The organism is Rhodobaculum claviforme, from assembly GCF_016653255.1.
In the GTDB taxonomy this organism is placed as follows: Bacteria; Pseudomonadota; Alphaproteobacteria; order Rhodobacterales; family Rhodobacteraceae; genus Rhodobaculum; species Rhodobaculum claviforme.
On sequence record NZ_NHSD01000227.1, the window covers coordinates 1 to 20,584 of the forward strand.

A 20,584-nucleotide genomic window follows, 5' to 3' on the forward strand; every position below is an offset into this window, starting at 1 on the left:
ACTACCTCGCCGACACCCTCCGCGCCATCCTCGACGGCCACCCCAAATCCCGCATCGAGGACCTCATGCCCTGGCGCTACGCGCAGCCGTCAAGCCTCGCCGCATAGGGCCCAGCCATCGCGCTTACGTTTTCCTGCAGCATTCTTGACGATGGGGCGGGTTGGGTACTCCAGAAGACAACCGGTTCGCAGCGCAGCATGGGGCGGCTTTACCGGCTGACCGAAGAGCGGCTGCTGTATCTGGGCGCGCTGCATTACGCCCATGAGGCGCCGATCTGGTTCGGCGAGGATCCGTCGCGAAATCAGATGGCCCTGCTGACCCGTCTGGACGATGGGCGCCTGCGGCTCGAATTCCCTGCACCCTTGGCCGAGTCCGCCTTCGACATCCTGGAACTGGCGCCCTGAGCGGGCGCTACCCTCACGGCAGGAAGGTGATACTCGCAGGGTCGAACAGCGGCCGCTCCTGACCCTCCTCGACAAAGACCGCCAGCCCGGGCCAGCGCAGGTCGGTGATGAAATACCGGATGCCATGGGTCGAGGCGCCATAGGGCCCGCAGACGGGGTCGGGAACTTCGCCCTCGGCGGTGGGCGCAAGCGCAGCCGGATCGGTGGGGGCAAGCACGTGAAACGCCATGGTAGCGGGCGCGGGGCGCAGCGCGGTGACTTGCCAGGCACAAGCGGCATTCGCATCCAGCGCTCCGGCCGCGACCAGCGTCTGGCCAAGTGCGTCCATGCCGGCGCCGTACGGCAAGGCGAAGGCCTGCACTGCAATCCCCATGTCGGTGTCGTCATTGTGGGTGACGAATGCCGCCCGGCCTTCATCCCAGACAACCTGCCATGCGCTGCCATTGAAATCGCACGTCTCGGCCCAGAGCCCGAGACCCCCGCCCTCGCGCCATTGCCACGAGCAATTGGCCGCATCGGTTTGCCAGGCGGGCAGGGGCGGCCGGCTGCTGCCGTTCGCAAGGCCCGCGACGGGCACCGCGGCTGCAATGCAGGCCATCGTCAGAGCGGTGCGCATCATTGTGCCCACCAGCCTTCCAGCTTGAGCGCCTGCCGCGCTGTCTCGTGCAAATGGCAGGCCAGTGTTGCAGGCCCACCCCCCGTGCCTCCCATCCATTGGGCCTGTTCATAGAGGCAGGAGGCATCGCGGAAGGACAGCCACGCCTGCTGCATGGCGCGCAGGCTTTCCTCGATCGAGGCGGCGGCGGATCCGAGCGTGCGCAACTCGGCATCCTGTGCTTCCGCATCGGCGAGACGCTCAGCAAAGGCCGCGGTCAGACGGGCATTCCAGTAGCCGAGTTCGCCGTCCAGGCAGACCATCATCCCCACGGTGGTATCGCCGTCGGGCGTCATCATGCACGCCGCCGCCGCGCGCCCTATGCAATCAAGCACCCCGTGTCCCGACAGACCTGGAGAACTCGCGTAGGCCGCGCTCACACAGCTATCCGTCGCCGCCGGCGAAAACACAGGCTCCGCCCGCACCACCGCTCCCGATGCGAGGGACAGGACAAGCAGGCCCGGCCCAAGGGTGCCCGTGATACATCGTCTGTTCATGATCGGCCGGCTTATGCTGCGTTATTCCGTCCCCCGACCTTGTCTCCTGTCCCGAGCTTCGGCGCAACGGTGAAAGGTCGGCAGGATGGAGGATGTGTGTCCCTTCCGGGAAATCCGGCACGGCTTGTCTTGGCGACCCCCATCCGGCGCGGTAGGAAGATCGTGACAGTGGTGAGGATCAACGCGAAGCGAGGCCCGTCTTGCCCGACCATGAAATCGAGGCGCGCGGCGGTTTCCCCGCAAGGCCGATGATCTGTCGGCTGGGCGAAGAGCAGCTGGAAATCCTTGCTGGCGCGCAGACAAGCCGGGTCGGCTATGGTGAATTGTCCTCGCTCAGGGTCCACCGCCATCCATCGGGCAAGGCGGTGCTCGGCCTTGTTTCCCGGAATGGCGAGAAGACAACGCTCCGCTTGACCCCGTCTTCCCGCTCGGATGCCGAGATTGCCTCCTTCACCGGGGCGCTGCTCGACAGGGTCGCTCAGGCAGACCCCATGACGCCACTCCATCTCGGGCCAAGCCGACGACAGTGGGTTGCCGCATGGATCGGCCTCGTCGTCTCTTGCGCGATCCTGGTCGCGGCCGGCTTGACCATTGCCGCCGCAAGCGCCGTCGGGCCTCTGCTGCTGCCGGTCGGAATCGCACTGGTCAACCTCGGCGTGGTGGTGCCGATCCTCAAGTCAGGGCGACCACGAGAACAGGTAGTCGGAAAGGCCCGGGGAGCAGTATCCTGACGCCGTAGCTTTCGCTGGTCCAGCCCCGTGCAGTGAGTTGTGCTTGGCACCGAGATGTTGGTGGCTTTCTTGTCGAGCCGGGCCCGAACCACGGTGCCGTCAAAGATCAACCGCACCATGTCCTCGTCGGCGAGGCTGAGAGCGCACCACGGGTCCCGGTCCACCTTGATCTTGCGCCACGCACGGCTGACGACGTCCTTGTCCACCGCGTCCTTGAACAGCGCCACCAGCGCTTGCGTTCGGCGAGGCGATCGTTCACCGGAAGACCGCATTTCTTCGCCTCCCCCCGCCGCGTGTTTGGTGGCGGGGAAGTCGACCGCGGTGATCAGAGCGCCTCGGCCGTCCTGGTCAGCCGCCGATCAGCGCGGCAACGCCCGCGAACGCCATTCCGTGGTGCGACCGTCAGCGCGGCTGCGGCCTGGCCCAGCGTGCCTGCGTTCCACACGGCGCGCAGCTCGGCCCCGATGCGCTTGCGGATCTCGGCATTCGGGGAGTGCTGGATAGCGCTTTGGCCTTGTAGCCATTGGCATAGCCCCGGCCGCCGGGCGTGCGCTCGTAGAGCCCGGCGCCGAGAAAACGCCCGCGCTCGATCTGCATCGCCAACTCGAAGGCGCGGGCGAACACCGAGGCGATCTCGCCAGGCCCAGACTCGATCAGCTGTTCCGAGACCGCATCAACCGCCGTATCCTTTTGCCTGTCCTTTCTCCTGTCCATTCGCGCTTCTCCATGTTCGTTGAGCAACTCAATGGAATACCAGAATGGGCAGTCCCTGCTGGGGCATGCCCCAGCAGGGACTCATGGGCTCAACCCAAAGCGAATTTCCAGGCCGAAGGGTACAGTACCTCACGCCCTGAGGGGGGGATATCTTTTGGCGCAAGGCACTCCCCTTCGGTGACGGATACCCCGAATGCCTTCTGCCGTCCTGATCTGCGTCAAGGTAGACGCCTGCTGGCGGCGCAGACTTGCGGGAGCCAGAGCGATGGAAGGAGGCCCCGCATGGAGCAGGAACGTACCATGGACGCAGTACATCCCATCCCACCGGCGAAAGCGCACGGTGAGCCGCACCCCCCCGGGTCGGCCGCGTCGGTCTCGCCCGTGCCCAGCCATGAGCGCATCCTCGAGAACTTCGAGAGTACCCGCTACCCCTATCCCCACCCGATGGCACGCAAACCCTACGAGATCGAGAAGGCGCGCCTGCAGGCCGAACTTCTCAAGGTCCAGATCTGGGCGCAGGAAACCGGCCAAAGGTTCGTAATCCTCTTCGAAGGCCGCGATGCCGCCGGAAAGGGCGGTACGATCAAGCGCTTCACCGAACACCTCAATCCGCGCTTCGCCCGTGTCGTGGCGCTCGACAAGCCAACAGACGCGGAACGCAGACAGTGGTATTTCCAGCGCCATGTCGCCCACCTGCCGACTGCCGGCGAAATGGTGTTCTATGACCGCTCCTGGTATAATCGTGCAGGGGTGGAGCGAGTGATGGGCTTCTGCACCCCCGAGGACTACCTCGAATTCATGCGCCAGGCGCCCGAGTTCGAACGCATGCTCGTTCGCTCCGGTATCCGGCTCTACAAGTACTGGTTCTCGGTCACCCCGGCCGAACAGAAGCGCCGCTTCGAACAACGCCGCACAGACCCGCTGAAGCGCTGGAAGCTGAGCCCGATCGACCTTGCCGGGCTGGATCTGTGGGATGCCTATACCGAAGCCAAGGAGGCGATGTTCTTCCACACCGACACCGCCGACGCCCCCTGGACGGTGATCAAGTCACGGGACAAGAAACGCGCCCGCCTCAACTGCATGCGGCATTTCCTGGCAAGCCTGGAGTATCCCGGCAAGGACACCTCGGTGGTGGGCGCCCCTGACCCACTGATCGTGGGGCGCGCCAGCCATGTGATCCGCGCGGGCCGGCACCTGCTGCGGGGTTAGACCCCATGATCATGGCGCTGTGCAGGCGCTCGGCGTTGGACCAGTCGACCCAATGTATGGTTTCCCACTCGACGTTTGGGAGGTTTTTCCAGGGCCCGAGCTGCTTGATGACCTCGGTCTTGAACAGACCGATGACGCTCTCGGCCAGCGTGGTGTCGTGGGAATCGCCGACCGTGCCGACGGAGAGATCGACGTCGGCATCGACCAGACGCTCGGTGTAGCGGATCGACAGGTACTGCGACCCGCGGTCGGAGTGATGGATCAAGCTCTTGCTCCCAAGAAGTTTTCTCTGCCAGAGCGCCTGGCCCAGCGCATCCAGGACGAACTGGGTGGTCATCGACGTGGAGACACGCCAGCCGACGATGCGACGCGCGAACACGTCGATCACGAAGGGTGAGGGCCTGCCCGCCACCGGTTCAAGGGCATGGCCCGAACGAGACCGTGCCCGACCAGGTCGGAACATACGTGAAATCGCTCGCCATTGTTCTCGAACCAATGGCGCACAATGGCTCGCCCCACAGTTGGTTCGGTCGCTCGGCGCGGAAGACGCGGTTGACCTTGTCGTCCGGGCAGGGGCGCGCGGTGTCGGGGTTGGTCGTCACGACCTTCTTGCCGCGCACCACCCCTCGCAGTCCCATCTCGCGCTATCCACCGCTCCACCGTGCATCGGGCCACGTGGACGTCGGCGCGATCCAAAGCGAACCAGACTTTCCGGGCGCCGTAGAGCCCGCGGTTGGCCGTCCAGACCTCCCGGATCTTCTCTCTCAACTTGGCGTTGTGCCCGCGGCGACCGGCGCGCGGGATCCCGCTGTGCAGCCTTGCGTTCGTGACTTCGGTAGTCGGGGCGATCGGCAGCACGCGGCAGATCGGCCTTCGCAAGCGGGCTCGAACCGGTGGCGCCGCGCTGGCTCAGCCCCATATTCCTCCCGGAACTCTTTAATGAACGCAATCATTTGCGGAGCGGGCGGTCGAGCTCCGCCTGGGCAAAATATGCGTTCGCCAGTGGGCTTAAACCGTCGCCCATCGGGCTCGAACCGATGGCGCCGCGATGGGCGACCGCCTTCACTGGCTCACCCTTCTTCAGGATCTCATTGGCTTGCCGAAGCTCGAGGTTCTCGCGCTCGAGTTCCTTGATGCGCGCCTTCTCCGCGGTGCTGGGCCCGGGTAGAGTTGCGGACATCATGAGCGACCCGTGGGGCAGGCACTCGAAACCACTTCAGACAGCCCGTCGCGGCGCCGCCATCCGCCGAACCACAGGCAGGCCTGGCACCTCGAAGCACGGCGTGAAGAACGCAGGTGGCAACCGGTCCCAGTTGGCGGATCATTCCGTCGGCGCGCCCACCTCCGTCACCAGCGCGACCCGGCCGAGGTTCCGGTTGAACCCGAACTCGCGGTGCATCAGCGTGCCGTTCACCAGATAGAGGTCGGCGACCAGATAGCGGTCAAGCTCTTCGGTCTCGGGGTTCCAGATGCGGATCGCGTCGTCCTGGCGGCCCGAGATGCCGGTGACCAGGCGAAAGCGGTCCTCGGGGTGATGCTCGGCCAGATGCGCCATGAGGGCGAACACGGCGTCATAATCTGTGACCCGCTCGTCGGTGAAGAAACAGGCCGCCTCCAGCCCGCCCACGCCCACCGCCGTCACACCCGCCACCACAATCGTCGCCGGCGCCAGCAGCACGGCACCGACGGTGCCCAGCACCCCGCCGGTCCCCGCAATGATCCCCACCGTCCCGGCGGCCGAGGCCCCGGCCGCGGTGGAGCCCAGCATCGTCAGCCCAGATCCCGCATGCACCAGCGTATAGACCCCGGCGGCCTTCAGCGCGCCACCGCCGGCCGCCGTTGCGGCGCCAGCGCCCGCAACCACCGCCGCACTGCCCTGCCCCAGAACAGCGCTGGGGCGATAGTCGCACACCCCCGCCATGGCCGCGGTCGACACCAGCGCCACCGCGCACAGTGTTCCGATGAACGTGCTTGTCTTCTTCATGACCGCGTCCTTTGCTCACGGGCCCCAGCCCTGCTCCATGTGGGGACGCCCCGAGCTGAGGATAAGCTGCGGCGCGCGCATTTGCCGTGGCTGTGGCCGAAGGGCACCATCCGCACCGCTGGGCGGCCGGAAATCGCATTGCCAACGACCCGGTCGCGGGACAAACATGCCAGTATTGGTTGAACGATCCACGCTTATGGGAACCCGCATGCGTGCATGGGTAACGGTCTAATCGAAGGGCTTCTGGCCTTGCACCCACGCGGGGCGACCACGGCACAGTTGCTGTGGCGCCTTAACGCGGCGGGGCGGGGACCGGGCCCATCGGCACTGCTGGAAAATCTCATGGCGCTGGTCAACAGCGGGGCCGTGCGCCATGCCCATGGCCGGTGGCATCTGCTGCGCGCCATCCCGGTCCAGGCTGAGGCGAAGACCGTCTTGCCCGGCGCCTCGGTCGCGCCCGCCACCGACACCCACTTGCCTGCGATCCCGATGCACTGGCAGCCACGGGAGGACGCGCCTGATTTTCCGGACGGCGCCCTGTGTGCCGATTGGGGCGCGCTGATGACTGGAGTGCGCCCCTGCGGGTGGACAGGATCACGCGGGGTCTTTGACAGGGGTGCGGGCGTTTAGGTCCTCGAACTGGGCGGGGCTGAGATACCCCAATGCTGAGTGCAGGCGTCTTTCGTTGTAGGCTGCGATGAAGCGGGGCACGCCGACGGCGACCTCCTCGAAGGTCTCATATTCCATCAGGTAGACATCCTCCACCTTCAGCGTTTTCATGAGGCTCTCGGCCTGCGGATTGTCGTATGGGTTCCCGCGACGGCTCATCGAGCCGATGAAGCCGTGCTCCTTCAACAGGTCGCGGTGCAGATCGGACGCGTATTGCGATCCGCGGTCCGAATGGAACACGCAACCCGGCAGCGGACGGCGCAGCGCGATCGCCATTCTCAGGGCCTCGACGGCGAGGCGGGCATCGATCCGGCGGCCGATGGCATGGCCGACAACGCGGCGGGACCAGGCGTCCATGATCAACGCCACATAGGCGAAGCCGGCAGCGATCGCGACGTAGGTCAGGTCTGCAACCCAGAGCTGGTCGGGGCCATAGACTTCGAACTCCCTGGCCACGAAGGGATGGATCGGACCGTCGTGATCGCTGTCGGTGGTGCGGACGAAACGTCGGCGCCGCCGTGGGTTCAGGTCATGTTCCCTCATCAGCCGGCGCACCTTCTTGGAGTTGACGACGAAGCCACGGTGGCGGAGCTCGGCGTCGACGCGCCGGTAGCCGTAGCCCTCGAACACGTCGGTGATGATGCGGATCTCCGCGACGATCTCAACGTCGCGAGGCGTGCCCTCGGGCTCGGCGTAGTAGGTAGACCGCGCGACGCCCATCAGTTCGCACCCCCGCTGGACGGAGACGCCGCGGGGCCGCCGGTCACGGATGTAGGCGCGCTTCTTGGCGAGGGTCTGGAGCGCAGACCCCCCTTTGAGACAACTCGATCTCGAGCGCCTGACGGCCGACCAGCCGCTCGAGCGCGGCGATCCGGGCCTCATAGGCGCCCAGCATTTCGGCTGCCGCCACATCCTCGTCGAGCAAGCCGGCGTCGGCTTTCTCGACCCAGATGCGGATCAGATTGCGAGAGAGGTCGTGGCGGCGTGCAAGAGCATGGACGCTCTCCCCGCCATGATACTCGGCGACGACCTGGCGCTTGAACTCGGCGCTGTGGCTGCGATGACGTCTGGGCATGGGCATTCTTCCTTGGAAAGCCCGGCCCCAGTCAAATCAGATCCGCTCAATCTGTCCATCCGCAGGGCAGGGCAATCGCATATGGCTCATGCTGCCAAGTTGTTGAGAACGCTTCGAAGGAAGTCGTCGTCCCAGCCTGCTCGCTTGAGCTTGATGGAGAGTGAGCCGCGCGACGTATCCCTGCGCATGACGTCTAGGGCGCGGCGGCGCAGGACGGCGATGTTGCCCGGACCGTTATCCTTGCGGTTGCGCGCGGCGTCCTCGCGGAAGGATACGTCGAGCTGCCAGTGCAGGGCGTTCTCGATTGCCCAGTGGGCGCGCACGGTAGCCAGCAGGACGTCGGGCGCAGGCATCCACGACAGCGCGAAATACCGCGTCTCGGAAGTCGTGGCGCCGGCCGTTTCCCGGGTCGCCTCGATGCGGCCGAAGGCCTTGAGGCCGGGGAAATCGTGATGCTCTGCCAGACCCTTGGCCGAAACCACCACCGCCTTTCGGGTCTCCGTCCGGCCGTGGCCGGCGTCTTGCGCAACGGCGGTGGGGTGGTCGTCCTTCAGCGTGGCGAAACAGGCGCGGGCGTCGGACAGCAGCGAGTCCTGGTTGGCCTTGAGCGCCAGACACCAGTCGCCGCCGCCGGCGTTGATCGCCGCGACCGTGCGGCGATTGCAGTGCAGCGCATCGGCCGTCACCACCTTGCCGTTCAGCGCGATCAGCCCGAGCGCCTCGATCGCGGCCTCCAGCTCCGCGCCGCGATCGGCCGGCACGCTGGCCAGGGTCAGGCGCAGCCGCGCCGTGTAGGCCGAGACCATCATCCGCGTCCGGGCGCTCTCGCTCGCGTCGCGGGCGCCGCGCAAGGCCTTGCCGTCGACGGCGATCACATCGCCCGCGCGCAGCAGCGCCGCCACATCGGCCAGCACCCGTCCGAAGGCGGCGTCGAGCGCCTTCGGATCGATCATCCGGAACACGGCCGAGAAGGTGTCGTGCGACGGGATGGTGTGCCTGAGCTTGAGGAAGTCCCTGAAAACACGCTCCTTCGACCGGCCGAACGCCGCCATCTCGGCGCAGGACGTCGCGCCGCACAGCACCGACACGAAGGCGATGACGAGCAACTCGCCAAGGTCATGCCGGGTGTTTCCGGCGCGGGGATCAGGGACGTCTTCAAAGGCGGTCAGGAACAGATGCATGGCGGCGATGGGCTCCGAGGGATGGGTCCACGCCCCCAGAATCCATCAAGCCCTCAGCCGCAAGAGGTCCCGCTCAGACCGCCGAGGTCATATGCGATTCCCCTGATCCGCAGGGGCGCACTCCAATAGGGGGTCAATTTTGGATGCCGATTGACACTCAGAAGCATTATTTACGGCAAAACGACGGATTGGACGGGTCATCGTGTCTCGTTTTGCGACAAAATAAAATCCGGGGCGCCCTGCCCTTTTCGGTGGGGTGCGCTCGCACCGCCCACAGCACGCCAGATCGAGGGCGCCGACGGCGCTTCCTTTCGACGGTTCAGTCATGCAGCGGGGCGAACAGGTCGACCAGCGTGGCCTCGTCGATGAGATCGGTGTCACGACCCTCACGTTCGGCGAACACCGCGTCGGCCAGCGCCTGTTTGCGGGCCTGCAGGGCGAGGATCTTTTCCTCGACGGTCCCGGCGGCCACGAGGCGGTGGACGAAGACCGGCTTGTTCTGGCCGATGCGGTGGGTGCGGTCCATGGCCTGGCGCTCGACGGCGGGGTTCCACCAGGGGTCGTAGAGGACCACCGTATCGGCCTCCGTCAGCGTCAGGCCGACGCCGCCGGCCTTCAGGCTGATCAGGAACACCGGCGCATCCCCGCTTCGGAACGCGTCCAGAACGCCGGCGCGGTTGCGGGTGCGGCCCGTCAGCGTCAGATGACGGATACCAAGCGCGTCGAGGTCACCGGCGATCAAGGCCAGCATTTCCGTGAACTGCGAAAAGATCAGCACGCGCCGACCCTCGGCCACCAGTTCCTCGACAAGCGCGCGCAGGCGGGCACGTTTGGCGCTGTCCCTGACGCCGCGGGCGGCCTCGGTGGGGACCAGGGCGGGGTCACAGCAGACCTGCCGCAGCTTCAGGAGAGCATCGAGGATGGTGATCCGCGCCGCGGCCAGGCCACGCCGGGCGATGGCCTCGCGCACGCGGACATCCATGGCGCTGCGGACCGCCTCGTAAAGCGCCTGCTGCGGCCTGGACAACTCGACGCGGTCGAGGATCTCGGTCCGCGGTGGCAGGTCGGCGGCAACCGCATCCTTGGTCCGACGCAACAGGAACGGGCGCAGGCGGCGGTTCAGGCGCGCTTGCGCCGCCGCATTGCCGTGCTTCTCGATCGGGGTGCGGAAGGCACTCTGGAAGGTCTTGCGATCGCCAAGCAGGCCGGGGACCGCCCAGTCGAACAGTGTCCAGAGGTCCTGCAACGAGTTCTCCATTGGCGTCCCGGTCAGGGCGAGGCGCCCCTCCGCCGGGATCTCGCGCAGGGCCTTGGCCATCTGCGCCGCGGGGTTCTTGAGCACCTGCGCCTCATCCACGATCACGAGGCCCCAGCGGGTGGCCGCCAGCATCGCGCGGTCGCGGGCCAGCAGCGGGTAGGTGGTGATCACCAGATCCGCCTCCGGGATACGATCCTGAAGCGCCATTCGCCCGGGGCCGTGGAGGACGAGCAGACGCAGAGCCGGAGCGAACCGCGCCGCCTGCTCCTGCCAGCCGTGAAGAAGGCTCGTGGGCACCACCAGAAGCGCGGGGGCGCGCTGCGCATCGTCCCCGCGCGCCTGTTCGAGGCGCGCCTGCAGCAGTGCCAGAACCTGCACCGTCTTTCCCAGGCCCATGTCGTCGGCCAGAACCCCGCCGAAGCCCGCGGCGACCAGGCTCCCCATCCACGCCGCTCCGAAGGCCTGGTAGGGCCGCAGCTCGGCCAGAAGACCCGCCGGCGGCGCGATCGCCTCGGCCGTGGCCAGCGCGGCGAGGCTGCGGGCCAGCGGCATGATGCCCGCGTGATCGGCAAACCGCACGTCGCTGCCCGCCAGCGCCTCGGCCACCTCGGCCGCAAGACCGGCCTCGCCCGGGTGCATCCGCCCGGCCCCAAGATGATGCGCGACGAAGAGGCGCAGCACCGGCGCGATCGGACTCAGATCGACCGGGACATACCCCGCCCGGCCCTGTTCGACGAACACCGGCCGTTCCGAGAGCCAGGCGCGCAGGGTCTCGTCATCCGGCGGCAGGCCCTCTGCAAACGCCTCACCGAGCTGCTCGAGGAAGGCCGCCAGAAGCGGTGCCAGATCGTGGCGCTGTCCCTTGATCTCGACCGCGAAGCCGAGGTCGAACCAGCCATGCCCGCCAAACCGCGGCCCGGTACTGGCGCGCGTCTCCACCAGAAGCTGCGCCTCGGTCTCGGCCATGCGGAACGGCCATTGCGCGGTGACCTCCACCGCCCAGCCCTCCACCCGGAGGTGGGGAAGTGTCCGAAAGGTAAACAGAAGGCCGTCACGGCGCCGGGTCGGCGCTCCGCTCAGCGGGTCGATCTCGTCATCGACAAAGACGAAGTCCGTCTCCAGCAGGCGTGCGGTCGGTGTGTGGGCGACGAGATCCTCCACCGGGATCGCACCGGCCTGATGCAGACGCAAGCGACAGGCGTCCTCCCAGTCCCGGTCGCGGGCGATGGTGACAAGGTCGGTGCCTTCGACGCGGCAGGGCTCAGCGTCCGCCGACCCGTCGACCTCCTGTCCGTCATATACGAAACGCAGGGTCATGGTCGGCAAGGTCACGCTGGCCCGGCCATGGCGCGCGCGCCCAAGATGGGCTTGCGCGGCGGACAGCACCAGGCGGGCGGTCCGGCTGTGGGCTGCGCGGCGCCGGTCTCGGGGGCGGCGCGGCGCGGGCAACGGTAGATCTCCCAGCCGGTCCGGCAGCCCGCCCTGCAACGTCGCGACTTCTGCGCGGGCCAGCACCGGGCACTCCAGCACGAGGCGCAGGACATCGTCGGCGACCGGCATGCTCAGCGCCCCGATCCGCCGCTGCGCCAGGTCAAGCCAGACCCCATCCGCCCCGAACCGGGCGACCTGCAGCGCCGCGCCGTCGGGCGACATGAACCCAAGGGTCTGCCCGCCCTGCCCGTCAACCACCCAGCCGAGCGTGGGGTCCAGCACGTCCTCCGACCAGGACAGCACGGCGTCAGGGTGCGCCCCGGCGAGAAGTCGGCCCGTGGCACACAAGGCACGAAGCAGAGGCGCGCCCACCGGCTGGGGCGCCTGCAGCACGGCCGGAAGGTCATGGGAAACCGGCGCCTGCCCCGTCAGCACCCGCGCCCGTGCCAGCTGGGCAAGGAGGTCGAGGTCGCCCGGCTGCAGAAAGTCCGGCTCCCGGCCATGGCGCAGGTGCAGCAGCACATCGCAGGCGGGCATCGATTTGTTCAGTCCGGTTCCCGCAGCATTGATGCGGCCAAGCCGAAGATCGACCCGCATGCCCGGGTCGCGCAGGTCCAGCACATACAGCAGCCGGTCACGCACACCCTCGCGCGCGGCGGGCGGACGCGAGGCCATCGCGGCGGCGGGCACCGGCGCGGGCGTGGCCTGCAGGGCCTCGACCCGCCGCAGCCAGGACCCCAGCGGCCCCGCTGCCGGGGCCGGCACCGACCGACCCGACACCTCCACCCGCTGTACCCAGGCGATCAGCGCGGCCGCAACATGCTTGCAGTTGCGCCCGACGGGACAGCTGCACGCGCCGGAAATCCGGCCCTGCGGGTGACGCCCGGTCGGCCCCACGAGCGCGATGTTCTGCTCATAGAACTTGCCCGCGGAATTGCGCACCTGCGCCTGAAGCCCGGCGCCGCCCCGCCCCACCGCAACCACCCGCCCGGTACGGACATACTCTTCCGCCCGCTCCATCGTTCCGTGGTCAAAATGCGCGGAAATCGAGATCGCCATATCAATCCTCTTCGTCCTGCCTTCCCGGCACCGCCCGGACCGCACCGGGAGCAGGTCGGCACCCCGCTCGGCGGGGATCGAGTTCGTCCGACACCGACAATGCCGCTGTGCCGGGGCACAGTCACGCGCACAGCGTCATTCCCTCACCCATGCGCGCCAGTGCCGTCGGTGGTCCGATCAAGCTGTCCAGCCACGCCACTGGAGCACATCGACACCATGGCGGTGCGCGCGGCCGCGCGCTGAGTGGAAGACGCAAACGGACCGGGCGCGGATATGGCGCGGCTCGTGAGGTCGCCGCAGCTGGCATCCAGCCTCCCTGCACTCTCGAACCGGACGCCCGCGACGTCGTGATGCCGGTCTCCGGCACCGTGATGTCCGGCGCGCCCGGAACGTCGTTAGGGTCATCGGCGTCACGTATCGCGCCCACGGCATCATCAGGACCGGTCGCTCTGTGCCCCTGCGCGATTGCGTCGAGACCGTGGATATCATCGAAGAGCCGCGACTGCGCATCATCGGTCCCGACATCCGCATCCGAGGACAGGGCCGGAGCCCAGCCACGGCCATGCGCCTCGAGCCAGTCGAGGTTTGCGATATCATCGAAGAGCGCAGCGCTGTGGCACATGGGATCCTCCATGCCCGGTGTGCAATGAGTCTATGGCTCGCGGGTGAAAATCCCGAGCGCCCAAAAAACCTCTTGCGCCGGGAGACAGGCCACCGCCCTGAAAATCCGAAAGGACCGAGGAACGATGACCGGCCTCCTTGGGCGCGCGCCTACGGCTGGCCGATGTCGGCGTCTTCGTCGGGCGGCGCGACCGGCTCCGTGTGCGCCGATACTCCCGCAGCAAGGATCGCGTCCCGGATCGCATAAAGCGACGCGCCGACGCCCAGCCTGTCTGCCACCCTGCCAAGGAGCGGGGTGATCGCGCCGAGGATGCGCGCGAGTTGCTTTTCCCGCTGGGCGGTCTGCGCCGTCTGCGCCTCAAGCGCCCTGGCCGTTGCCCGCAGATCGTCCACGTAGACCCTGTAATCGCTCTCGAGTCCGGCAGACCGGGCATGGAGGGCTCGCTCCTTGTATGCAAGCTCATCGTGAGCCCGTTGAAGGACCGCTTCGCGCTCCTCAAGGCGCGACGCTTCAACCGCAAGCCTTGCGGCCTCCTCACGCACCCACTTTCCGGTCGTCTTGTTTTGCGGACTTGGCATTCCCTCTTCGACGAAGTCACGGCCATATGCGATGCCAAGCGGTGCAACTGCCTGGTGATAGGATTTCCTTGCACACCTGCGGGCCCAGTTCCGCTTCCAGTAGTCGTTGCTGGCCCGGCCGACCGTCCGAACCCCTTCGGCCACTTCGGCGGCAGCCCGTCGGGCAGCAAACGCCGCCTCGCCTTCGCCCTTCTTTTGCCTTCCTGGGGTTCTGGGCTTTTTCCGGTAGGTCGGGATCACCAGGACATGCAGGTGCGGGGTATCTTCGTCGAGGTGCAGGGATACATGGATCAGATCGGATCCGAACTCCTTTCTCAACCACCTCGCCGTCGTTTCGAGCCAAACTTCCAGCGCTTCATCATTCCATTCGCCCGGCCCCTGGCCAGAAGCACGGAAGAATTCCGGAGATGCGCTGAGGACAATCTGAACATACGGCCTCTCGGCCTGGCGGGCGGGCCTGGCGACACCCTCCGCCCACAGCTCTGCGAGTGCAGCCTGCTGCGATCTGGGTCCCAAGAGAATTCTGTTCAGGTATGTCCGGGTCAGATCGATCGCCGAAGATCCATCCTCGACGCGTTCGATTTCGTGTTGCGTGACGGAACGGATCTCACTTGCCCCGGCGTATCGAATGTCCATCACAAGGTCCGGACCTGCTCGTTCATGTGCCATGTCTGCCATTCCTCCTCATGTCAGGCATTCTAGGCTGGGGACATGAAAGTCGGCGCATGACTTCGCGGGGGACGGCTCTCGTGGTGAAAAGTCTCTTTGCTCACATGGAGACTATGTGCCGATCCAGGCACCCAGCGGACGCCACGACCAAGAACCCTGGCGCCGCATGCACACACCGATGGGGACCTCGGGAAATACCAGCGCCCCCCTATCGGGCAGAGGTCCGCTCTTTTTCCGGGACAGGCGGGTTTCGAAATGCGGTTGGAGCGACCAGACTTATCCTTCTTGCCGATACATGCGGCGACAAGGCAGATGCTTTTATGTGGACAACTGCAGACAGTCCGATGACCGATGGACAGATATGCGGTAACCTTTCCAGATCTGATCATCCCGTTTCTGGAGCGAGGAGAGTAATATGGAAGGAAGCGCAGCTGCAGGCGTCGGCGCATCCACGTCGAGGCGAAAGTCCATCAAGGATTACCTCGTTGCGGGAGATGACGAGCTGTACGAACATTTCTACGGTCGACGCAATGACAAGAAGGAAACACCGGGGGACGAGACGGATTCGGCGCATGCGGAAACCTCCCTTCCCGTCCGTGTCTTTCTCCCTGCCCTGCGGAAACCCGTCGAGATTCCGTGGCCGCGGGACGAGGGTATGGTCGGCCGCATGCTGACGTTTGCACGGGCGGCCGAGATCTTCACCGGTGCGGATCAGATCTGCTACGCGATCCTGCCGGAGTCCCACCGCGAGCCGATGCCGGTCGCGTCGCAAGGGTTCCGGGACTGGCTGACCATGGCGGCCTGGCGCGATGGACAAACGACTCCCTCGCTGCGGGAAACGACCCGCGTCGCAGAAATTCTCACCACCTGGTCGCGCCTCGCGGGCAGCATGCGGCCGGTCGGCCTGCGCGTCGCTGAAGCAAACGGTTGCCTCTACCTCGACCTTGGAGACGCGTCCGGTCAGGCGGTGGAGATCGACACGCATGGCTGGCGCCTGGTCGACACACCACCGATGGTGTTTCGCCGTCCGTCCGGCATGAAGCCTCTGCCCGCTCCTGCACGCGGCGGCTCGATCAAGCGCCTGCGGCGGCATATCCGGACGGATGAAGACGGCCTGCTGATGGCCATCGCCTGGCTTCTCGCGGCTTTGCGCCCGAAGGGGCCGTATCCGATGCTCTATCTCCTCGGGAGCCACGGCGCCGCGAAGTCCTGGGCGATGACGGTGCTGAAGACGCTCATCGACCCCGAAAAGGCGATGCGCTCCAAACTGCCAACCGTCAGCAAGGATCTCTATGTTGTGGCGCAGGCCAGCCACGTCCCGGCATTCGACAATGTCAGCAGGATCAGCGACGGGATCAGCGACACGCTCTGCACGATCGCCACCGGCAGCTCGCATCGCGGTCGCAAGCTCTTCACCGATCAAGAAGAAAGCGTCATCACCGTCCAGCGACCGATGCTGATGAACGGCATCATCGACGCGGTCGGACGACCAGACCTGTCCGATCGGCTCTTCCGCATCGAACTTGAGCGCGTGCCGGACGAAGAACGCCGCCCCGAGGCAGAACTGCGGCGAGAGCTGGAGAGAGACCACCCCCTGCTGCTCGGCGCCCTTCTCGACATCATGGTGGTCGGGTTGCGCAACATGGGAGACGTTCGGCGGTTGTCCGGAGAACGCATGATCGACGCGGCGCATTGGGCGCAGGCCTGTGCGCCGGCGTTTTCGACCGAAGAGCGGCTGGTCGAGGCCCTTCAACGAAGCCGGAAAGCGCTCTCGTCCGACATGTTGTCGACGAACCCGGTCGCGCGGGCAATCCTGGAATTGGCCGATGAGCGCGGGCGCTGGACAGGAACCGCCACGGATCTGCTGAGCGAGGTTGTGCGTCGTGCGCCGCCGGAGGAAAAGCTGATGCCGCAGGGAGCCGCGCAGCTGAAGCGGACACTCAACCGCATTGAAACCGACCTGCGCGCGCACGGCCTCGACATCGAAGATCGCAGGGTCGGTCGCCGCGGGGATCGGGTGATCACGATCATTCTGCGCGCCCCCCCGGCCGACGCAAGAGGGACGGAGGATGGATAACGACAAGGTTCCACCGTCAGCAGCGTCAGCACCGTCAGCAGTGCCCGACCATGCGTCAAACCAAGGCGGAAATACCTCGGCTGACGGTGCTGACGGTACTGACGGTGCCGACCCCATGGCCGGCCAAGAACAGCGCGCAGCATAAACCATTCCCAAGCGGCAACTCCCTTGACGAACACCGGAGATGAGAGAAAGCCGATGTCCTCGGGCGAACCTGATGCTGAATGCGGCGCGGCGCTGATTGACCAACGCCACCGCGCGGAGCATCCCGACCACCGACCGGAGGCCCGCGATGCACAGCCCGCAGGAGATCTGGCAGGACCAAAGCGCCGCGACCGTCGGGATCCTCCACCGCTTCGGCCGCACGGCCGCCTTCGACGACCTTGTCGGTAAGAAGCTCCTGACCTTCACGGCCGCCACCACGACCAGACCGGATTTCGCCCGGCAGTTGCCGATGTTCGTGTCCAGGATCCGTGGGATCTTTCCACGCGATACCATCAACACGGAACTTCTCCGGGTCGCGCAAAGGCTCATCGAATGTGTTCGCGCCGCAGCACGGAACAAGGACCTGTCGTCCAGCGCCAGTACCGACCTCGCGGCATTCCGTCAGGTGGACGACCTCCCGACGACCCCATCCCTTGGAACGGCGTGACATCGACGACGGTTGCAGAGGGCGGGAAGCGGACGGATGCGGGTGCGGCGGCGCGATCACGGCATGCGGCCGAAGCGGCCTTTCGCCGAGACGCGAGAGCGGGCGAGCATGTCGCACTGCGCCTGAGCGCAACGAGCCCGAAGCGGACCGGATTGGCAGCGCTCGGAGCTATCGCTTTCGATCCAATTTTGCCTTCATTGCGCCGCGGACGAGCTTGCCGAAGGCGCGGTCCTTTTCGCGGCGTTCCGCCAGGCTGGCAGAGTTGAAGGCGTCCTCGGCCTGAAGCTTGCGCCAGCGGGCGAGCCGCGCCGGGTCGAGGCTATCGTCTTCTATGGCGGCCAGAATGGCGCAGTCCGGCTCGGTCTCGTGCCGACAGTCGGCGAAGCGACAGCGCGCAGCCAGTGCCGCGATATCCTCGAACACGTCGGCGATGCCGGTCGCGGCGTCGGTCAGCTGCAATTCGCGCATGCCCGGCGTGTCGAGGACAAGGCAGCCGCCGGGGGTCGCGTGCAGCTCGCGCCGGGTCGTAGTATGCTGGCCCCTCGCGTCGTCTTCGCGGATGCCTTGGGTGGCGATGGCCTGCGTGCCCAGGAGCGCATTAGTTAGAGTCGACTTGCCGACGCCGGAGGAACCGAGGAACGCGACCGTCCATCCCGGTTTGCACCACTCCGCCAGCGCCTCAGGCGGTTCTTCGCCACGGGCGTCAAGCGGCACCACCGGCATCCGGTCTGACACCTTCCGCGCCTCTTCGACATAGGGCGCGGGGTCTTCGGTGAGGTCCGCCTTGGTCAGCACGATCACCGGCTCGATGCCAGCATCGAAGGCCAGCGCGACGTAGCGCTCCAGCCGCGCCACGTTGAAATCCTGGTTGCAGGAGGTGACGACGAAGACGGTGTCGATGTTCGCCGCGATCAGCTGCACGTCGCGGCCCGTGCCCGGTGCGCGGCGCTTGATCAGGCTCTTGCGCTCCAGCACGCGGCTCGATCGGGGCCGCACTCGATCGAAGAGCAGCCAGTCGCCGACTGTCGCCTCCGGCCCCGGCGGGATGGCCTCGTCAATGCCGTCGCCCGCCACCTGCAACCCGCTGCGATGCACGGCAACGACGCGGACCGGGGGCGTCTCGGTCAGCGCATCGACGTCGATCTGCCGCGCGAAGGCCGGGCCCCAGCCGAGGCGTTCCAGCACCGTCCGTTCGCGCCGCGCCGGCGCAGCACCCGGCAGAAAGGCGGAGTAGTCGCGGACCATCGGCCTACCAGAGAGCGGGGTCGTCGAAGGCGGCGGCGCAGCGCGCCGGCCCGCCCAGTGGTGTCAGCGGCGCCTCGGTCAGGGATTGCGCGATCCAGCCCTGCGGCTGGTTCAGTGGTTGTGGCGCGGGCAGGTCGGCTTCCGAGACAGGCTTGAACCCAACGCGGCCATAGAAGGTCGGATCGCCATAGGTGACCGCGATGTCCACGCCCTCCTGCCGGAGCGCATCAAGGCCGTGCGCGATAAGTCGCTGCCCGACGCCCTTGCCTTGGCGTTCTGTGGCGACCGCAACGGGGGCCATCAGGAAGACCTTGCGCGGATCGCCCGCATAGGTGAGGCGCGTGAAGAAGATGCCGCCAAGGAGCGCGCCGTCCTCCCAGGCGGTGAAGATGCGCAGATGCTCGGCGGGCGTCTCCGCGATCAGGCTTCGTGCGAGGGCGCCGATCAGCGCGCCTTCCTCCGCGCCTTCCGAGGAGGTGAAGGTCGACGCGAACAGGTCCGCAATCGCCTCGGCGTGGGTGGTGTAATCCGTTGAATAGTCCATGCCTCGATCCTCTCTGGTGCCAGGCGGGCTCAGACCCGCTCCAGCACGAACATCTCGTAGCCGAACTGCCCGCGTCCGGTCTCGAACACGGCGATCTCGCGGCGCAGGTCGTCGAGGACACGGCTTCCTGCGAGATCCGGCTCCAAGGCCGCGAGCCGCGCGGCGAGCGGGCGGTAGTAGGTCTCCATCCCCTCCCGCCCAATGTCGAAATGGCCGAGGACGCGGTAGCCCGCGCGCTTCGACTGCGCGACGCGCGTCGCGGGCGTCGCCATCGCCGGGTATTCCGCGGCCCAGAAGGCGCGGACCTCGTCGTCGGCTTTGTCGGTCCGCCAGACCATGTCGGAGAACACGAGAACGCCGCCGGGGCGCAGGAGCGCCCGCCAGTCCGCAAGCGCCTTTTCCACGCCGAGGATATAGGCGCTGCCCTCGGACCAGATCACATCCCAGGGAGGTTCGGGGGCCCGAATTGCGGCCATGTCGATGGTCTGCACCTCGATCCGGTCGGCGAACCCGCCTTCCGCGATCCGCGCCCTGAGCTTGTCGAGCGCGACCTCTGCGGTATCGGTGGCCGTGATCCGCGCCGTGGTCGCCTCAGCCAGCGTCATCGTCGCCATGCCGGGGCCGCAGCCGATCTCGAGGATCGTCTCGGGCTCGAACGGTACCATCGCCAACGCCCGGCGTGTCGCCTCGGCCGTTCCCGGGCCCCACCAGTCGAGGCCGGCGAACACCTCCATGAACCCGGCCATGTAGGCGTCGTGTGCATTCATGTCCTTGGACACCAGCACGACCAGCCCCGCCTCCGCGCTGGAAAACCCCTGTGCCATGAGCCAGGCGCGGTGCAGATCGGGCGCAATGCGCTCGACCTGCTCGTGCCAGTCCTTGAGGCTCGACTGTCCGAGCAGAGCCGCCAGAAGGTGGCGCGACCGCGTCTTCTCGGCGATCTCGCGCTCCAGCGTTTCAAGCCGCTGGCCCAGCATCTCGCGGTCGAGCTTGCCATCGAGGCAGGCCTGACATTCCTGCAAGCTCAGACCGCCGGCCTGAAGTTGCTGCATCAGGCGCAGGCGCTGTCGGTCGGCATCTGTATAGACGCGATAGCCGTTCGCTTGGCGCTTGCCCTTCAGCAGCCCGAGCTTCTCGTAGTAGAGCAGCGTCGCGCGCGACAGGCCCACGCTATCCGCCAGTTCCGAAATCCGCACCGTCCGCCGCCTTGTCCGCTCACACCGATTCTCGACCGTCGAGGACTTCCTAATGTGTGAAGCTATAGACAGGTCAAGTTCAGTGACGCTGAAAGTCGGCTTCGTCCCGCATCAGCGACATTCGGCGGCAGAAA

Annotated in this window: 20 protein-coding genes, 4 pseudogenes and 1 other annotated feature; of the genes and pseudogenes, 6 read left to right on the forward strand and 18 right to left on the reverse strand. The window is 66.7% G+C overall.

From position 1 onward, the window contains the following. Window positions 1-107 (forward strand): transposase domain-containing protein (locus CCR87_RS08080; protein WP_147277395.1); only part of this gene is annotated, 107 nt, incomplete at its 5' end. Between the two features lie 9 nt (window positions 108-116). Further along, window positions 117-404 (forward strand): DUF4893 domain-containing protein, encoded by a 288-nt coding sequence (locus CCR87_RS08085; RefSeq protein ID WP_201157054.1) that lies wholly within the window; start codon window positions 117-119, stop codon window positions 402-404. Window positions 405-417: 13 nt separating this feature from the next. Here the strand turns inward: CCR87_RS08085 and CCR87_RS08090 are convergent, their stop codons facing one another. Continuing rightward, window positions 418-1,023, reverse strand: a complete 606-nt coding sequence (locus CCR87_RS08090) for a hypothetical protein (protein ID WP_201157033.1) — start codon at window positions 1,021-1,023, stop codon at window positions 418-420. After that, complete coding sequence (locus tag CCR87_RS08095) at window positions 1,020-1,355, reverse strand: lysozyme inhibitor LprI family protein (RefSeq protein WP_201157034.1); 336 nt, start codon at window positions 1,353-1,355, stop codon at window positions 1,020-1,022. The genes CCR87_RS08090 and CCR87_RS08095 overlap by 4 nt, the downstream gene beginning before the upstream one ends. Before the next feature lie 401 nt (window positions 1,356-1,756). On the opposite strand from CCR87_RS08095, the gene CCR87_RS08100 reads away from it, so the two are divergent. After that, complete coding sequence (locus CCR87_RS08100; protein ID WP_201157035.1) at window positions 1,757-2,287, forward strand: hypothetical protein; 531 nt, start codon at window positions 1,757-1,759, stop codon at window positions 2,285-2,287. A gap of 47 nt (window positions 2,288-2,334) precedes the next feature. On the opposite strand, the pseudogene CCR87_RS17710 reads toward CCR87_RS08100, so the two are convergent. Together CCR87_RS17710 and CCR87_RS08105 are read right to left on the reverse strand one after the other, a co-directional pair. Beyond that, window positions 2,335-2,526: pseudogene (locus CCR87_RS17710) on the reverse strand (IS256 family transposase); the annotation flags it as partial. Between the two features lie 163 nt (window positions 2,527-2,689). Beyond that, window positions 2,690-3,001 carry a hypothetical protein gene (locus tag CCR87_RS08105; RefSeq protein ID WP_201157036.1) on the reverse strand — a complete coding sequence of 104 codons (312 nt, stop codon included), beginning with the start codon at window positions 2,999-3,001 and terminating at the stop codon, window positions 2,690-2,692. A 282-nt stretch (window positions 3,002-3,283) separates the two neighbouring features. Here CCR87_RS08105 and ppk2 point away from each other — a divergent pair, with 282 nt between their 5' ends. Beyond that, a complete protein-coding gene (ppk2, locus tag CCR87_RS08110; protein WP_242511921.1) occupies window positions 3,284-4,210 on the forward strand; it encodes a polyphosphate kinase 2 in 927 nt (308 codons plus the stop codon). Window positions 4,211-4,232: 22 nt separating this feature from the next. Here the strand turns inward: ppk2 and CCR87_RS17715 are convergent. The 11 genes and pseudogenes from CCR87_RS17715 to CCR87_RS08150 form a co-directional block, all read right to left on the reverse strand. After that, window positions 4,233-4,673, reverse strand: a pseudogene (locus CCR87_RS17715) (DDE-type integrase/transposase/recombinase); the annotation flags it as partial. Further along, window positions 4,627-4,848, reverse strand: a complete 222-nt coding sequence (locus CCR87_RS17720) for a hypothetical protein (RefSeq protein WP_420850157.1) — start codon at window positions 4,846-4,848, stop codon at window positions 4,627-4,629. The gene CCR87_RS17720 and the pseudogene CCR87_RS17715, both read right to left, overlap by 47 nt. 61 nt (window positions 4,849-4,909) lie before the next feature. After that, window positions 4,910-5,068, reverse strand: a pseudogene (locus tag CCR87_RS17725) (hypothetical protein); the annotation flags it as partial. After that, window positions 5,051-5,205: a sequence feature (AL1L pseudoknot), on the reverse strand. Its footprint overlaps the pseudogene before it by 18 nt. Beyond that, window positions 5,164-5,351 (reverse strand): annotated as a pseudogene (locus tag CCR87_RS17730) (hypothetical protein); the annotation flags it as partial. It overlaps the preceding feature by 42 nt. Before the next feature lie 180 nt (window positions 5,352-5,531). Continuing rightward, on the reverse strand, window positions 5,532-6,194 hold the full coding sequence (locus tag CCR87_RS08125; RefSeq protein WP_201157039.1) for a hypothetical protein: 663 nt from the start codon (window positions 6,192-6,194) through the stop codon (window positions 5,532-5,534). Window positions 6,195-6,788: 594 nt separating this feature from the next. Next, entirely contained in the window at window positions 6,789-7,745 is a 957-nt protein-coding gene (locus CCR87_RS08130; protein WP_201157040.1) for an IS3 family transposase, read from the reverse strand. Continuing rightward, window positions 7,627-7,938: a transposase gene (locus CCR87_RS08135; RefSeq protein ID WP_201157041.1), complete on the reverse strand. Its 312-nt coding sequence runs from the start codon at window positions 7,936-7,938 to the stop codon at window positions 7,627-7,629. The genes CCR87_RS08130 and CCR87_RS08135 overlap by 119 nt, the downstream gene beginning before the upstream one ends. 86 nt (window positions 7,939-8,024) lie before the next feature. Beyond that, on the reverse strand, window positions 8,025-9,119 hold the full coding sequence (locus CCR87_RS08140; RefSeq protein WP_201157042.1) for an ISAs1 family transposase: 1,095 nt from the start codon (window positions 9,117-9,119) through the stop codon (window positions 8,025-8,027). A gap of 319 nt (window positions 9,120-9,438) precedes the next feature. After that, window positions 9,439-12,867, reverse strand: coding sequence for a DEAD/DEAH box helicase (locus CCR87_RS08145; protein WP_201157043.1), 3,429 nt, complete (start codon window positions 12,865-12,867; stop codon window positions 9,439-9,441). Window positions 12,868-12,988: 121 nt separating this feature from the next. Beyond that, window positions 12,989-13,501, reverse strand: a complete 513-nt coding sequence (locus CCR87_RS16980; RefSeq protein WP_207186594.1) for a hypothetical protein — start codon at window positions 13,499-13,501, stop codon at window positions 12,989-12,991. 137 nt (window positions 13,502-13,638) lie between these two features. Beyond that, window positions 13,639-14,703, reverse strand: coding sequence for a plasmid recombination protein (locus tag CCR87_RS08150; RefSeq protein ID WP_201157044.1), 1,065 nt, complete (start codon window positions 14,701-14,703; stop codon window positions 13,639-13,641). A gap of 448 nt (window positions 14,704-15,151) precedes the next feature. Here CCR87_RS08150 and CCR87_RS08155 point away from each other — a divergent pair, with 448 nt between their 5' ends. Together CCR87_RS08155 and CCR87_RS08160 are read left to right on the forward strand one after the other, a co-directional pair. After that, on the forward strand, window positions 15,152-16,813 hold the full coding sequence (locus CCR87_RS08155; protein WP_201157045.1) for a hypothetical protein: 1,662 nt from the start codon (window positions 15,152-15,154) through the stop codon (window positions 16,811-16,813). A gap of 241 nt (window positions 16,814-17,054) precedes the next feature. After that, entirely contained in the window at window positions 17,055-17,465 is a 411-nt protein-coding gene (locus CCR87_RS08160) for a hypothetical protein (RefSeq protein WP_201157046.1), read from the forward strand. Between the two features lie 168 nt (window positions 17,466-17,633). Here the strand turns inward: CCR87_RS08160 and rsgA are convergent, their stop codons facing one another. Genes rsgA through CCR87_RS08175 form a run of 3 tightly spaced genes read right to left on the reverse strand, consistent with a single transcriptional unit; the run spans window position 17,634 to window position 20,450 of the window. Then, the gene (rsgA, locus tag CCR87_RS08165; RefSeq protein WP_201157047.1) at window positions 17,634-18,710 is read right to left on the reverse strand and encodes a ribosome small subunit-dependent GTPase A; all 1,077 of its coding nucleotides are present in this window, start codon (window positions 18,708-18,710) and stop codon (window positions 17,634-17,636) included. Window positions 18,711-18,714: 4 nt separating this feature from the next. Next, complete coding sequence (locus CCR87_RS08170) at window positions 18,715-19,254, reverse strand: GNAT family N-acetyltransferase (RefSeq protein ID WP_201157048.1); 540 nt, start codon at window positions 19,252-19,254, stop codon at window positions 18,715-18,717. A gap of 29 nt (window positions 19,255-19,283) precedes the next feature. After that, the gene (locus CCR87_RS08175; protein ID WP_201157049.1) at window positions 19,284-20,450 is read right to left on the reverse strand and encodes a MerR family transcriptional regulator; all 1,167 of its coding nucleotides are present in this window, start codon (window positions 20,448-20,450) and stop codon (window positions 19,284-19,286) included. Window positions 20,451-20,584: the final 134 nt, after the last annotated feature.